The sequence below is a fragment of the Actinophytocola sp. genome, from assembly GCF_036002505.1.
Classification (GTDB): Bacteria; Actinomycetota; Actinomycetes; order Mycobacteriales; family Pseudonocardiaceae; genus DASYTH01.
Genome location: NZ_DASYTH010000369.1, coordinates 14,824 through 27,912 on the forward strand (window position 1 = coordinate 14,824; position 13,089 = coordinate 27,912).

14 protein-coding genes are annotated in these 13,089 nt (G+C 70.6%); 8 read left to right on the plus strand and 6 right to left on the minus strand.

Annotated features, from left to right (window positions below; translation table 11 throughout):
- Positions 1-7 precede the first annotated feature (7 nt).
- The 3 genes from VGR06_RS32545 to VGR06_RS32555 are packed head-to-tail and all read left to right on the plus strand — an operon-like array spanning position 8 to position 3,252.
- On the plus strand, positions 8-850 hold the full coding sequence (locus VGR06_RS32545) for a nitrilase-related carbon-nitrogen hydrolase (protein ID WP_327563013.1): 843 nt from the start codon (positions 8-10) through the stop codon (positions 848-850).
- Between the two features lie 5 nt (positions 851-855).
- The gene (gene hydA, locus VGR06_RS32550; protein WP_327563014.1) at positions 856-2,241 is read left to right on the plus strand and encodes a dihydropyrimidinase; all 1,386 of its coding nucleotides are present in this window, start codon (positions 856-858) and stop codon (positions 2,239-2,241) included.
- A gap of 15 nt (positions 2,242-2,256) precedes the next feature.
- Entirely contained in the window at positions 2,257-3,252 is a 996-nt protein-coding gene (locus tag VGR06_RS32555; protein ID WP_327563015.1) for a TIGR03842 family LLM class F420-dependent oxidoreductase, read from the plus strand.
- Positions 3,253-3,263: 11 nt separating this feature from the next.
- Here VGR06_RS32555 and VGR06_RS32560 read toward each other — a convergent pair whose 3' ends face one another.
- Both VGR06_RS32560 and VGR06_RS32565 read right to left on the minus strand, forming a co-directional pair.
- Complete coding sequence (locus VGR06_RS32560; protein WP_327563016.1) at positions 3,264-3,563, minus strand: hypothetical protein; 300 nt, start codon at positions 3,561-3,563, stop codon at positions 3,264-3,266.
- 32 nt (positions 3,564-3,595) lie between these two features.
- Positions 3,596-3,826, minus strand: coding sequence for a hypothetical protein (locus VGR06_RS32565; protein WP_327563017.1), 231 nt, complete (start codon positions 3,824-3,826; stop codon positions 3,596-3,598).
- A gap of 340 nt (positions 3,827-4,166) precedes the next feature.
- On the opposite strand from VGR06_RS32565, the gene VGR06_RS32570 reads away from it, so the two are divergent.
- Together VGR06_RS32570 and VGR06_RS32575 are read left to right on the plus strand one after the other, a co-directional pair.
- Entirely contained in the window at positions 4,167-4,721 is a 555-nt protein-coding gene (locus VGR06_RS32570) for a hypothetical protein (RefSeq protein ID WP_327563018.1), read from the plus strand.
- The gene (locus tag VGR06_RS32575) at positions 4,721-5,155 is read left to right on the plus strand and encodes an OsmC family protein (RefSeq protein WP_327563019.1); all 435 of its coding nucleotides are present in this window, start codon (positions 4,721-4,723) and stop codon (positions 5,153-5,155) included. Before VGR06_RS32570 ends, VGR06_RS32575 begins: the two co-directional genes overlap by 1 nt.
- On the opposite strand, the gene VGR06_RS32580 is transcribed toward VGR06_RS32575, so the two are convergent.
- Positions 5,129-5,995 carry a PPK2 family polyphosphate kinase gene (locus tag VGR06_RS32580; RefSeq protein WP_327563020.1) on the minus strand — a complete coding sequence of 289 codons (867 nt, stop codon included), beginning with the start codon at positions 5,993-5,995 and terminating at the stop codon, positions 5,129-5,131. The two genes, VGR06_RS32575 and VGR06_RS32580, sit on opposite strands and share 27 nt — an antisense overlap.
- Positions 5,996-6,156: 161 nt before the next feature.
- On the opposite strand from VGR06_RS32580, the gene rocD reads away from it, so the two are divergent.
- Entirely contained in the window at positions 6,157-7,383 is a 1,227-nt protein-coding gene (rocD, locus tag VGR06_RS32585) for an ornithine--oxo-acid transaminase (RefSeq protein WP_327563045.1), read from the plus strand.
- Positions 7,384-7,453: 70 nt separating this feature from the next.
- On the opposite strand, the gene VGR06_RS32590 is transcribed toward rocD, so the two are convergent.
- Complete coding sequence (locus VGR06_RS32590; RefSeq protein ID WP_327563021.1) at positions 7,454-8,680, minus strand: cytochrome P450; 1,227 nt, start codon at positions 8,678-8,680, stop codon at positions 7,454-7,456.
- Positions 8,658-9,068, minus strand: coding sequence for a hypothetical protein (locus VGR06_RS32595; RefSeq protein WP_327563022.1), 411 nt, complete (start codon positions 9,066-9,068; stop codon positions 8,658-8,660). Before VGR06_RS32595 ends, VGR06_RS32590 begins: the two co-directional genes overlap by 23 nt.
- A 56-nt stretch (positions 9,069-9,124) precedes the next feature.
- Here VGR06_RS32595 and VGR06_RS32600 point away from each other — a divergent pair, with 56 nt between their 5' ends.
- Entirely contained in the window at positions 9,125-9,739 is a 615-nt protein-coding gene (locus tag VGR06_RS32600; RefSeq protein WP_327563023.1) for a TetR family transcriptional regulator, read from the plus strand.
- Positions 9,740-9,819: 80 nt separating this feature from the next.
- Here VGR06_RS32600 and hemW read toward each other — a convergent pair whose 3' ends face one another.
- On the minus strand, positions 9,820-11,049 hold the full coding sequence (gene hemW / locus VGR06_RS32605) for a radical SAM family heme chaperone HemW (RefSeq protein ID WP_327563024.1): 1,230 nt from the start codon (positions 11,047-11,049) through the stop codon (positions 9,820-9,822).
- A gap of 286 nt (positions 11,050-11,335) precedes the next feature.
- On the opposite strand from hemW, the gene VGR06_RS32610 reads away from it, so the two are divergent.
- Complete coding sequence (locus tag VGR06_RS32610) at positions 11,336-13,042, plus strand: nitrite/sulfite reductase (RefSeq protein WP_327563025.1); 1,707 nt, start codon at positions 11,336-11,338, stop codon at positions 13,040-13,042.
- The last annotated feature ends 47 nt before the right edge of the window (positions 13,043-13,089 follow it).

Here is a 13,089-nt window from a genome sequence, read left to right on the forward strand (position 1 = left end):
AAACACTGTGGCAGAGATCGTCAGGGCCGGTCTGGTCCAGCAGCGGTGGACCGGCGACAAGGAGTCGATGATCGCCAACGCGGTCAGCGCCATCGGCACGGCCGCGTCCCAGGGCGCGCAGGTGGTCTGCCTGCAGGAGCTGTTCTACGGCCCGTACTTCTGCCAGGTGCAGGACGCGGACTACTACTCCTACACCGAGCAGATCCCGGACGGGCCGACCACGCAGCTCATGTGCGAGCTGGCCGACCAGCACAACGTGGTGCTCGTGGTGCCGATGTACGAGCAGGAGCAGCCCGGCGTCTACTACAACACCGCCGCGGTGATCGACGCCGACGGCACCTACCTCGGCAAGCACCGCAAGAACCACATCCCGCAGGTGAAGGGGTTCTGGGAGAAGTTCTACTTCCGGCCCGGGAACCTCGGGTACCCGGTGTTCGACACCGCGGTCGGCCGGATCGGCGTCTACATCTGCTACGAGCGGCACTTCCCGGAGGGCTGGCGGGCGCTGGGCCTGGCCGGCGCCCGGATCGTGTTCAACCCGTCGGCCACCAGCCGCGGGCTGTCCGAGTACCTGTGGCGGCTGGAGCAGCCGGCCGCCGCGGTGGCCAACGAGTACTACGTCGGCACGATCAACCGGGTCGGGGTGGAACCGTTGGGCGACAACGACTTCTACGGCCAGTCCTATTTCGTCGACCCGCGCGGCCAGATGGTCGGCGAGGCCGCCTCGGACACCGAGGAGGAGGTCGTGGTTCGCGACCTGGACATGGGCCGGCTGGCCGAGGTTCGGGACCTGTGGGCGTTCTACCGGGACCGCCGGCCGGACACCTACGACTCACTGACAAAGGCGTGACAGCAATGCGCACCCTCATTCGCAACGGAACGGTCGTCAACGCGAACGGCGCGGTGGCGGCGGATGTGTTGGTAGACGGTGAAACGATCGCCGCGGTGACCGCACCGGGCGTGTTCCCGGAAGCCGACTCGATCATCGAAGCCGCCGGGAAATATGTGCTGCCGGGCGGGATCGACGCGCACACGCACATGGAGATGCCGTTCGGCGGCACGTTCTCCGCGGACACGTTCGCCACCGGCACCACGGCGGCCGCGTGGGGCGGCACCACGACGATCATCGACTTCGCCGTGCAGGCCAAGGGAACCTCGCTCCTGGCCACATTGGACAAGTGGCACGAGAAGGCGGACGGCAACTGCGCCGTCGACTACGGCTTCCACATGATCATCTCCGACGTCAACGACACCTCGTTGAAGGAGATGGAGTCCTGCATCGACGCCGGGGTGAACAGCTTCAAGATGTTCATGGCCTATCCCGGGGTCTTCTACGCCACCGACGGCGAGATCCTGCTGGCGATGCAGAAGGCCACCGAGACCGGCTCGATGATCATGATGCACGCGGAGAACGGCATCGCCATCGACCAGCTGGTGGCGCAGGCCATCGCCAGCGGGCGCACGGATCCGGTGCACCACGGCATCACCCGGCCGCCGGAGCTGGAGGGCGAGGCCACCTCGCGGGCCATCCAGCTCGCCAAGGTCACCGGCGCGCCGCTCTACATCGTGCACCTGTCCTCGCGGCACGCCCTGACCGCCGTGGCCGAGGCGCGGGACACCGGGCAGAACGTGTTCGCCGAGACCTGCCCGCAGTACCTGTTCCTGTCCCTGGACGACCTGGCCCGCCCGGACTTCGAGGGGTCCAAGTTCGTCTGCTCGCCGCCGCTGCGGCCCAAGGACCACCAGAGCGACCTGTGGCGCGGCCTGCGCACCAACGACCTGTGCGTGGTGTCCACCGACCACTGCCCGTTCTGCTTCAAGGACCAGAAGGAGCTCGGCCGCGGCGACTTCTCCAAGATTCCCAACGGGATGCCGGGTGTGGAGCACCGGATGGACCTGCTGCACCAGGGGGTGGTGCGCGGCGAGATCACGCTGGCCCGCTGGGTGGAGATCAGCTCAGCCACGCCGGCCCGGATGTTCGGGCTCTACCCGCGCAAGGGCGTGATCACCGCGGGCGCGGACGCGGACATCGTGGTGTACGACCCGGCGGCGACCCAGACGCTGTCCGCGGCCACGCACCACATGAACGTCGACTACTCCGCCTACGAGGGTTGGGAGCTCACCGGCCGGGTGGACGCCGTGCTCTCCCGGGGCTCGGTCGTCGTCTCCGGCGGGGAGTTCCACGGCCGGGAGAGCCACGGAAAGTTCCTGGCGCGCGAGCTTTCCCAGTACCTCAACTGACAGGGAGCGTCCACAATGGACTTCGGGGTGGTGCTGCAGACCGACCCGCCGGCGCGCGAGGTGGTCCGGCTGATGGTCGACGCCGAGCGGCGCGGCTTCCGGTACGGCTGGACGTTCGACTCCTGCGTGTTGTGGCAGGAGCCGTTCGTGATCTACTCGCAGATCCTCGCGCAGACCTCGTCGATGATCGTCGGCCCGATGGTGACGAACCCGAGCACCCGGGACTGGTCGGTCACCGCGTCGCTGTTCGCCACGCTCAACGACATGTTCGGCAACCGCACCGTGTGCGGCATCGGGCGGGGCGACTCGGCCCGGCGGGTGATCGGTCAGCGGCCGGCCTCGCTGGCCGTGCTGGCCGAGTCCATGTACGTGATCCGCGAGCTGGCCGAGGGCCGCGAGGCTCAGCTGCACGGCGCCGCGGTCAAGATCCCGTGGGTGCGCGACGGCCGGCTGGAGATCTGGATGGCCGCCTACGGCCCGAAGGCGCTCAAGCTGGTCGGCGAGCAGGCCGACGGCTTCATCCTGCAGACGGCCGACCCGGCCATCGCCCGGTGGACCATCGGCGCGGTGCGCGAGGCCGCGGCCGCCGCGGGCCGGGACCCCGGCGGCATCACGATGTGCGTGGCCGCCCCGGCCTACGTCGGCGACAACGTCGCCCACCAGCGCGACCAGCTCCGCTGGTTCGGCGGGATGGTCGGCAACCACGTTGCCGACCTGGTCGCCCGCTACGGCGAGTCCGGCCCGGTCCCGCGTGAGCTCACCGACTACATCAAGGGCCGTGAGGGCTACGACTACGCCCACCACGGCAAGGCCGGGAACCCCTCGACCGACTTCGTGCCGGACGAGATCGTGGACCGCTTCTGCCTGCTCGGACCCGCCTCCGCCCACATCGCGCGCCTGGAAGAGCTCGCCGACCTCGGGGTCGACCAGTTCTCCCTTTACCTCATGCACGACGCGAAGGAGCACACCCTCGCCGCCTACGGCGACGAGATCATCAACAAGCTGGACTGACCCTTCGCGGGTCAGGCCATGGCGGCGTTGGCCTGCGACTCCAGCAGAGCCAGTTCGTTCTCGAACCGGCTACCCACGTCGTCGAGGACGTCGGCCTCGGCGCTCAGGCCGTGGTCGCGCAGGCAGCGGGCCAGCTGGTTGTGCGCGGTGGCGATCGCGTAGCCGCTGTAGCCGCCGAGCAGCGCGCCGACGAGCAGCGACAGGCCGAGCGTTTCCGGGGCTGCCGCCGCGGCGGCGGCAACGGCGACGATCGCCTGGGCGATCTCCTTGTCGTAGTTTTCCCGCTGATCCTGGCACGGGTCGTCAGACATGTCTTTTCCCTCCTAGCAAAAAGGCCTTGTGGTCACTGCGGGCTCAGGACGCTCGGGTCGACCCCGATGTACTGAAGCCATTCCTCGGTGCTGCCGACCTGCATCAGGGCCGCAATGGTCGGGAACTGCGACAAGTCAACGACCGGGTCGCTCTGCTGCGAGCCGTCGCTTCCATCCTGGCTCTGGACCGGCTGCCATTCCGTGCCGTCCCACCAGTAGTTGCCATCCTCGGAGTACTGGACGTCTCCCGAAGGTTCGGACATGTTCTCTCACTCCCTCAGTCGCGGGCGATGCGTCGATCGTCTCCGCTGGACACCCTCGGCGAAACGATCCGGGGTGCGCCCCATGAGACGTGCCCGGCCGCCCGATGGGGCGACTAGCCCGCCTGTACCCGTCAGCCGTGCGAGCTCGGCTGCGGTCGGCGGGAATGACGTACCCAGGGAGCGTCCACGGTGGAGCATCCGGGCCGGATGTGGCCAGGCACCCAAATAGGCTGCCCACTTGGGTACTTGACAACACCCGTTGAGCCGCACCTGTGCCCGCGACGACGACCCCGCGCACTGGCCACAGTGAACTGGAGGTTCACCGGCGGAGGGCGGATCAATGACCATTCCCGAGGGCGCACAACTGTCCGAGGACGGCTACTACTGGTGGGATGGCAGCCAATGGCAGCCCGTCCCGGAGACACAGGCGAGCTACGACCCGGACAGCGGTGACGGCGCACAGGCGAGTTTCGATCCGGGCTATGCCGACCCGGCCAGTACCGACGAGGGGTACGGGTATGCCGACCCGGCCACCTATCTCGGTGACGGGGCTGGCGGCGCTGGGGGGTACGACGGCGGTAGCGAGGGTCGCGGCCCCACCGACAACGGGCCTGGCCCGACCCAGGATTTCGGGGAGTGCATGCGCGACTTGGGTATCCCCATTCCGGATTCGTGGTACGGCGATGCCGGGGTGGCGCTCGCCGCCGTGCGGGCCCTGCAGAGCGCGCTCGCCACCGCCGAGACCCTTGCCACGGAAGCCACGCTGGCGGAGGTGGCCGCCGCGGTCGGTCTGACGGAGGTGCTGTCCATCGCCGGCGGGCTGCTGGCTGCCGCGTTCATCGGCGCCTGCCTGGCGTGCCTTGCCAACGGCGGCTCCGGCGCATACGCCGACTGATGCCGATTCCACTGATCGTCGCGGTGGGTCGAGGCCCGCTCGGCACCGGGGAGCGGGCCAAGCCGGCGCTGACCACCCGGCTCTTCGCGCCGCTTCCCGGCCCGACCGGTCGACAGCCGCAGCAGAGCTACGGCACGGCGCTCGTCGTGTGCTTCTTTCGGGCGCTGGCCGCCGCGGCCACCCGACACGGCGTCCGTGTCGACGACGCGTCGGTCACGGTCGAGGTGGGCATCGACGGCACAGTGGCGGCGCCGCGGCTGACCGTCGAGATCACCGTCGCGGTGCCCGGTGTGCCACAACAGCTGGCCGACCGGCTGGTGATCGTCGCCGAGCGAACGTGCCCATTCGTGACCGACGGCAGGCGGTTCGGCACGATCGATGTCAGGACCACCGAACCCGGCGCCAGCTCACCCGGGCTGGCCGGATCCGCGTAGCCGGGCGAGCTCGGCTTGAGGGTCGAAGCCGGGCGTGGGGGTTTGAGGTTTGAGCTCCTCGAGGGTTTCGAGGAGGAGGTTGCTGACCGCCCAGTTGCGGTACCACTTGCGATCGGCCGGAATGACGTACCACGGAGCGTCCACGGTGGAGCATCGGGCCAGGGCGGCGGCGTAGGCCTCCTGGTATTCCGCCCAGTGGTCCCGCGCGTCAAGATCGTCGGGGCTGTACTTCCACTGCTTGGCCGGATCCCTGAGCCGGGCGATCAGGCGCTCCTTCTGCTCCTCGGCGGAGATGTGCAGGAAGCACTTGACGATCGTGGTGCCGGCCGCGGTCAGCTCGGCCTCGAACTCGTTGATCTCGTCGTAGCGGCCCTGCCAGACGTGCTCCGGGACGAGCGCGTTGACCCGGGCGACGAGCACGTCCTCGTAGTGCGAGCGGTTGAACACGCCGATCATGCCGGGCGCCGGGGCCCGGCGCCGGATGCGCCAGAGGAAGTGGTGGCGCAGCTCCGCCTTGGTCGGCTTCTTGAACGCGGCGATGTGCAGGCCCTGCGGGTTCACCTGGCCGCACACGTGCTTGATCGTGCCGTCCTTGCCGCAGGTGTCCATGCCCTGCAGGACGAGCAGGACACTGCGGTGGCCGCCGGTCACGCCCTCGGCGTAGAGCGCCTCCTGCAGCTCGGCGAGCCGGGCGCCGGTGGCCGCCATCGCCTCGGCCCCGTCGGCCCTGGCGCGCGGTCCGACCGGCCTCGAGCCGGGCTCCAGCGGGACGCCGGCGGCACCCGGCGGAACCCGCAGCGCATCCCGGACCGACGGCGTGGCCTGCGCTTTCTTCGCCATGGGCGGAGCATAACCAGATCCGCACGGGCTGCCACCGGTGCAACAATCGATCGTGTATCAGGCAGATGGCGCAATGAAGTGACGTCAGACGCAATGCCCGGCGGATGAATCCTCCGTTGATGTTGCCCTAACCTGGTGATATGACCCTCACTGCGGATCCCATGGACCCCACCACGGACGAGGCGCCGCGGTCCGCGGCCGAGTTCGTCGCCCTCGACGAGCGGTGGAGCACGCACAACTACCACCCGCTGCCGGTGGTGATCGCCGAAGCCGAGGGCGCCTGGGTGACCGACGTGCACGGCCGGTCCTACCTCGACTTCCTGGCCGGCTACTCGGCGCTCAACTTCGGGCACCGCCACCCGGCGCTCGTCGCCGCCGCGGTCGAGCAGCTCGGCCGGGTCACGCTGACCAGCCGGGCGTTCCACCACGACCAGCTCGGCCTGTTCTGCCGTGAGCTGGCCCGGCTCACCGGCACGGACATGGTGCTGCCGATGAACTCCGGCGCTGAAGCCGTCGAGTCCGCGCTCAAGGTGGCCCGCAAGTGGGCCTACCGGGTCAAGGGCGTGCCGGACGGCACCGCGGAGATCGTGGTGGCCGGGTCCAACTTCCACGGCCGCACCACCACGATCGTCTCGTTCTCCACGGATCCCGTGGCCCGCAACGACTTCGGCCCGTTCACCCCGGGCTTCACCGTGGTCAGGTACGGCGACGCGGAAGCCCTCGAAGCCGTGATCACCGACCGCACCGCCGCCGTCCTGGTCGAGCCGGTGCAGGGCGAGGCCGGCGTGATCGTGCCGCCCGCCGGCTACCTGCACGAGGTGCGCCGGATCTGCGACGAGTACAACGTGCTGCTCATCGCCGACGAGATCCAGTCCGGGCTGGCGCGCACCGGTCCGCTGTTCGCCCTCGACCACGACGGCGTCCGGGCCGACCTGTACACGTTGGGCAAGGCGCTGGGCGGCGGGATCCTGCCGGTGTCCGCGGTCGTCGGCAGCGCCGCGGTGCTCGGCGTGCTCAAGCCCGGCGAGCACGGCTCCACCTTCGGCGGCAACCCGCTGGCCTGCGCGGTCGGCCGGGCCGTGATCCGGCTGCTGTCCACCGGCGAGTTCCAGGAGCGCTCCCGGATCCTCGGTGAGCACCTGCACACCCGGCTGGGCGAGCTGGTCGGCCGCGGCGTCGCCGAGGTCCGCGGCCGCGGGTTGTGGGCCGGCGTGGAGATCGCTCCCGGCGGCCCCACCGCCCGCGCGGTCTCCGAGTCCCTGATGGAGCGCGGCGTCCTCTGCAAGGAAACCCAGGACACCACCCTCCGCGTGGCTCCCCCACTGGTGATCACCCGCGAGGAGCTCGACCACGGCATCAACGCCATCGCCGACGTGATCACCGGATAAGGCCACGAACGTCGAACTCGCTTGCCTGAGCGTCGAACTCGGTTGCTGGAGCGTCGAACTCGCGGGATTCTTACCGCACCGAAACGGGCAGCTTCGCGGGGCCGCGAAGGTTGATCCGGCCGTTCCACTCCACCGGGCCGGCGAACGCCAGCTTCGGGAACCGGGACACCAGCCGGCCGACCGCGACCCGGCCCTCCAGCCGGGCGAGCGCGGCGCCGAGGCAGTGGTGCGGCCCGGCGCCGAACGAGACGTGCTGGTGCGCGTCGGGCCGGTCCAGCCGCAGCGTGCCGGCGTCGCCGCCGAAGTGCCACTCGTCCCGGTTGGCCGAGGCCAGGCAGGCGATCACGAACGTGCCGGCCGGGATCTCCTTGTCCCGCAAGGGATACGGCGCGGTGGTGATGCGCCGGGTCTGCTGCACCGGGCTGTCGTAGCGGAGGAACTCCTCCACCGCGTTGCCGATCAGGTCCGGTCGCTCGCGGAGCAGGGCGAGCTGCTCGGGGTGCCGCAGCAGCGCCACCACCCCGTTGGCGATCAGGTTCACCGTGGTCTCGTGCCCGGCCACGTACAGCAGCACGACCTGCGCGATCAACTCGTCGTCGCTGAGCACCTGGCCCTCGTGCTCGGCCGCGATCAGCGCGGTGAGCAGGTCGTCTGCCGGATTGTCGCGCTTCCAGGCGATCAGGTCCCGGGTGATCTCGGTCAGCTCCCGGCTGGCCTGGTAGATCGCCTTCATGGTGTCCTCGTCCACCACCACCTCGAGCGAGCGGACCAGCGTCCCGGACAGCTCCCGGATCCGCGCGTGGTCGGTCGGCGGCATGCCGAGCATCCGCGAGATCACCGCGAACGGCAGCGGAAACGCCAGCTCCTCGACCAGGTCCACCCGGCCGGCCTCGGCGATGCGGTCGAGCGCCAGGTCGACCAGCCCGGTGACCTCGGGCTCGAGGGCGGCGACCGCGCGCGGGGTGAACACCTTGGTCACCAGCGAGCGCATCCGGGTGTGGTCCGGCGGGTCGCGGTCCAGCATGGACAGGTTCAGCACGCTGCGCTCGTCGTTGCCGGTCATCTGCTCGTACTGGTCCTTGACCAGCCCGCCACCGAGGTTGCGCTCCTCGACCGAGAGCCCGGAACGCAGCAGCGCGGACACGTCCTCGTGCCGGGTGAGGAACCAGAACCCGAACGGGTGCTCGTGCACGGAGTCGACCTCGCGCATCCGCTGGTACTGCGGGTACGGGTCGTCGGTGAAGCCCGGTGCGAACGGGTTGAACAGGAACTCCTCAGGCCGGAATGTCTCGGTCATGCCTTCTCCCCTGCATGGTCAGTCCGGTGGCGGCCAGAAGGGTCCGCCGGTGGTGCTCGTCCAGTTCCTCTAATGCCGGGTGCTCAGTGTGCGCGTCGAGCAGCAGGCGGGCCGCGGGCATCACCTCGTCCACCACGCGCCGGACCTCGGCGACCGCGCCGGTCAGATCGTCCGGATCCTGCTCCAGAACGGCGTCGAGGCGGGCGTCGAACGCCCGGTACCAGCGCCGGCGCACGTCCCGCAGGAAACCGCCGAGATCACCGAACTCGGTCTCCAGGCCGGCGCGGAACCGGGACGCGATCTCCGGCCGCCCGGTCCGGGCGATGTCCTCCAGCACGGCGTGCACCAGGCGGTGGCGCCGGTGGCTTCGGTTCCACGAGTCGGTCAACCCCATCACCTACTCAGCGTCGGTAACATACGCTATGTATGTCATATACTCCGCGCGTGTCCACTGTCAAGAGCCGGCGCGAGCAGTACTCGCAGGCCACCCGGGCGGCGCTGATCGAGGCGGCCACTCGCCGGTTCGCCGAGCGGGGCTTCGCCGGCACCTCGCTGGAGGATGTCGCCGCCGACATCCAGGCCACCCGCGGCGCGGTCTACCACCACTTCACCAGCAAGACCGCGCTCTTCGAAGCCGTGTTCGACCAGCTGGAGACCGGCGTGGTCGAGCGCTCCGCGGCCGCGGCGGCGCGGGCGGCCGACCCCTGGCAGGGCGCCATCGCGGCGCTCAACGTGTTCCTCGACGAGTGCTGCGATCCGGTCTACGGCAAGGTGGTCTGGCGCGAGGCGCCGCTCGCCCTGGGCTGGCACCGGTGGCGGGAGTGCGAGGAGCGGTACGCCTACGGCCTGATCTCGCAGCTCATCGGTGCGCTCATGGACAGCGGGTACCTCGAGCGGCAACCGCTTGCCACCACCACCTCGATCACCTTCCACATGCTCGGCGCCGCCGGCCTCGCCCTCGCCGAGGCGGCCGAACCGGACAAACCTCGGGTACGCGACGAGTACGCCGCCGTGATCGGCCGCCTCATGTACGGCCTGCGAGCCGAGCCTCGCCCGTGACCCACGGCAACAACGGCGACAGTGCGATGAAGGGGGCCTTCCTCACGCCCGGGGTGAGAAAGGCCCCCTTCATCGCACTCCTAAACCAGGCGGCGGATCACCGCGTCGGCGAGGAGGCGGCCGCGCGGGGTGAGCACGCAGCGGCCGAAGTGGCCGTTGACGCCGGCCATGGCATCGGGTTCGAGCAGGCCCTCGGCCGCGGCGGCCCGGGCCTCGGCCTGACCGGGCTTGTCCAGGAGATCCACCGCGAGGCCGTCGGAGAGCCGTAGCTCCAGCATCACCCGCTCGACCTGACGGTCCTTTGTGGACAGCACCTCGCGCCCGGCGGCCGGCGAGGAGCCCGTCGCGAGCAGGGCCGCGTAGCGCGCCGGATGCTTGACGTTCCACCAGCGCACCCCGCCCACGTGGCTGTGCGCACCCGGACCGGCGCCCCACCAGTCGCCGCCCCGCCAGTAGCCCAGGTTGTGCCGGCACCAGGCGTCCGGGCCCGCCGCCCAGTTGGACACCTCGTACCAGTGCAGGCCGGCCGCCGACAGCGCGGCGTCCACCTGCTCGTACCGCTCCGCCAGCACGTCGTCGTCCGGCGCCGGCAGCTCACCGCGGTGGATCCGCCGGGCCAGTGCCGTGCCCTCCTCCACGATCAGCGCGTAGGCCGAGACGTGATCGACGCCGGCGGCGAGCACCGCGTCCAGAGATGCGGCCAGGTCCGCCGGCCGCTCCCCCGGCGTGCCGTAGATCAGGTCCAGGTTCACGTGCTCGAACCCCGCCGCCCGGGCCTCCCGCGCCGCGGCGACCGGCCGGCCCGGCGTGTGCGTGCGGTCCAGCACCGCCAGCACGTGCGGCGCGGCCGACTGCATGCCGAGCGAGACCCGGGTGTACCCGGCCGTCCGGATCCCGGCGAAAAACTCGGGCGAGGTCGACTCCGGGTTGCACTCCGTGGTCACCTCCGCGCCGGGCGCAAGCCCGAACGCGTCCCGCACCGCCTCGAGCACCGCTGTCAGTCCGCTCGAGCCGAGCAGCGACGGCGTGCCCCCGCCGACGAACACCGTGCCCGCCGGCGGCGGTGTCCGAAGCACCCGCGCGGCAAGGGAAAGCTCGTGGCGCAGCCCCTCCAGCCAGGAGCCCGGCGACGCCGCCGTGCCCAGCTCCCCCGCCGTGTAGGTGTTGAAATCGCAGTACCCGCACCGGGTCGCGCAGAACGGCACGTGCACGTACACCCCGAACGGGCGGCGCCCCAGCCCGGCCAGCGCCGCGGGCGGCAGCGCCCCGTCGGCCGGAGCGGGTTCCCCGTCGGGGAGCACGGAAGCCATACCCCAAGTGTGGCGCAGGTCAAAAGCGTCCCAGTATGCGGATGGCGGTGGACCACGCGTGGGACGCATGGCACTCTCGAAGCCATGTCCACCGCGACCGAAGTCCTCCTCGTGGCACGTCGCCACGTGGACTTCCGTCGCGTGTCCAGCGCGATGTGCCGGCGAGCCGGGTAACCCGCCGCCGCTTTCTGCCGTAATCCAGCCGGCGACGGGGTGCGCTGGCTGAAGCTCCGTCGCCCAGGGGCCGATCTCCGGTGCACGTCCGTCGCCACGACCGAAGGACACGATGGTGGCCCACCCCACCACACCACCCAGGACCGCACCGCCCGCGGCCAAGCGCGCCCACGCCCGCCGCGGCGAAGGCCAGTGGGCGCTCGGCTACCGCGAGCCGCTCAACCCCAACGAGCGCAGCAAGAAGGACGACAACCCGCTCAACGTCCGGGCCCGGATCGAGAACATCTACGCGCACACCGGTTTCGCCGGCATCGACCCGGCCGACCTGCGCGGCCGGTTCCGCTGGTACGGCCTGTACACCCAGCGCCGCCCGGGCATCGACGGCGGCCGCACCGCCACCCTCGAGCCGGAGGAGCTGGACGACGAGTTCTTCATGCTGCGGGTGCGCATCGACGGCGGGGCGCTGACCACCGGGCAGCTGACCGTCATCGGTGAGGTCTCCCAGACCTACGCCCGGGACAGCGCGGACATCACCGACCGGCAGAACATCCAGCTGCACTGGATCCGGATCGAGGACATGCCCACGATCTGGGCCAGGCTCGAGGGCGCGGGTCTGACCACCATGGAGGCCTGCGGGGACAGCCCCCGGGTGATCCTCGGCTCGCCGGTCGCCGGCATCGCCGAGGACGAGATCATCGACGGCACCCCGGCGATCGCGGAGATCAAGCGCCGCTACATCGGCGCCCCGGAGTTCGCCAACCTGCCGCGGAAGTTCAAGACCGCGGTGTCCGGCCTGCCCGATGTCGCGCACGAGGTGCACGACGTCGCCTTCGTCGGCGTCGACCACCCCGACCACGGGCCGGGCTTCGACGTCTGGGTCGGTGGCGGGCTGTCCACCAACCCGATGATCGGGCAGCGGCTCGGCGCCTGGGTCCCGCTCGAGGAGGTGCCGGACGTGTGGGCCGGCATCATCGGGATCTTCCGGGACTACGGCTACCGCCGGCTGCGGCACCGCGCCCGGATCAAGTTCCTGGTCAAGGACTGGGGCGCGGCGAAGTTCCGCGAGGTGCTGGAGAACGAGTACCTGAAGCACAAGCTCGCCGACGGTCCGGCACCGGCCGTGCCCGCGCAGCCGCGCGACCACATCGGGGTGCACCGGCAGCAGGACGGCAACTTCTACGTCGGTGCGGCCCCGGTCGCCGGCCGGGTGTCCGGCTCGACCCTGGTCGAGGTGGCGAAGGCGGCCGAACGGGTCGGTTCGAACCGGGTTCGCCTCACCCCGCAGCAGAAGCTCGTGGTGCTGGACGTGGCGCAGGCGGAGGTCCCGGCGCTGCGGGCGGAGCTGGCCAAGCTCGGACTGCAGACCGAGCCGTCCCCGTGGCGGCGCGGTGTGATGGCGTGCACCGGCATCGAGTTCTGCAAGCTGGCCATCGTCGAGACCAAGGCCCGCGCCGCCGAGCTGGTCACCACGCTGGAGGAGCGGCTGGCCGACATCACGCACGGCATCAGCGCGCCGATCTCCATCCACGTCAACGGTTGCCCGAACTCCTGCGCCCGGATCCAGACCGCGGACATCGGGCTCAAGGGCCAGATCGTCACCGACGCGGACGGCAACCAGGTCGAGGGGTTCCAGGTGCACCTCGGCGGCGGGCTCGGCCTGGACGCCGGGTTCGGCCGGAAACTGCGTGGCCACAAGGTGACCGGCGCCGAGCTGGCCGGCTACGTGGAGCGGGTGGTGCGGCACTACGTCGCCCAGCGCGAGCCGGACGAGCGGTTCGCCCAGTGGGTGGCTCGCGCCGAGGAGGCGGATCTCCAATGACGGCAATCGGAAGCGGACGTGAGGCCGCGGTGGCGGCTGGACGGAGG

What these genes read in the sequence shown, in the direction of transcription:
- hydA (WP_327563014.1), top strand. Translation starts at nt 856, where the DNA reads ATGCGCACCCTCATTCGCAACGGAACGGTCGTCAACGCGAACGGCGCG.
- VGR06_RS32555 (WP_327563015.1), top strand. Translation starts at nt 2,257, where the DNA reads ATGGACTTCGGGGTGGTGCTGCAGACCGACCCGCCGGCGCGCGAGGTG.
- VGR06_RS32560 (WP_327563016.1), bottom strand. Translation starts at nt 3,563, where the DNA reads ATGTCTGACGACCCGTGCCAGGATCAGCGGGAAAACTACGACAAGGAG.
- VGR06_RS32565 (WP_327563017.1), bottom strand. Translation starts at nt 3,826, where the DNA reads ATGTCCGAACCTTCGGGAGACGTCCAGTACTCCGAGGATGGCAACTAC.
- VGR06_RS32570 (WP_327563018.1), top strand. Translation starts at nt 4,167, where the DNA reads ATGACCATTCCCGAGGGCGCACAACTGTCCGAGGACGGCTACTACTGG.
- VGR06_RS32575 (WP_327563019.1), top strand. Translation starts at nt 4,721, where the DNA reads ATGCCGATTCCACTGATCGTCGCGGTGGGTCGAGGCCCGCTCGGCACC.
- VGR06_RS32580 (WP_327563020.1), bottom strand. Translation starts at nt 5,995, where the DNA reads ATGGCGAAGAAAGCGCAGGCCACGCCGTCGGTCCGGGATGCGCTGCGG.
- rocD (WP_327563045.1), top strand. Translation starts at nt 6,157, where the DNA reads ATGGACCCCACCACGGACGAGGCGCCGCGGTCCGCGGCCGAGTTCGTC.
- VGR06_RS32590 (WP_327563021.1), bottom strand. Translation starts at nt 8,680, where the DNA reads ATGACCGAGACATTCCGGCCTGAGGAGTTCCTGTTCAACCCGTTCGCA.
- hemW (WP_327563024.1), bottom strand. Translation starts at nt 11,049, where the DNA reads ATGGCTTCCGTGCTCCCCGACGGGGAACCCGCTCCGGCCGACGGGGCG.
- VGR06_RS32610 (WP_327563025.1), top strand. Translation starts at nt 11,336, where the DNA reads ATGGTGGCCCACCCCACCACACCACCCAGGACCGCACCGCCCGCGGCC.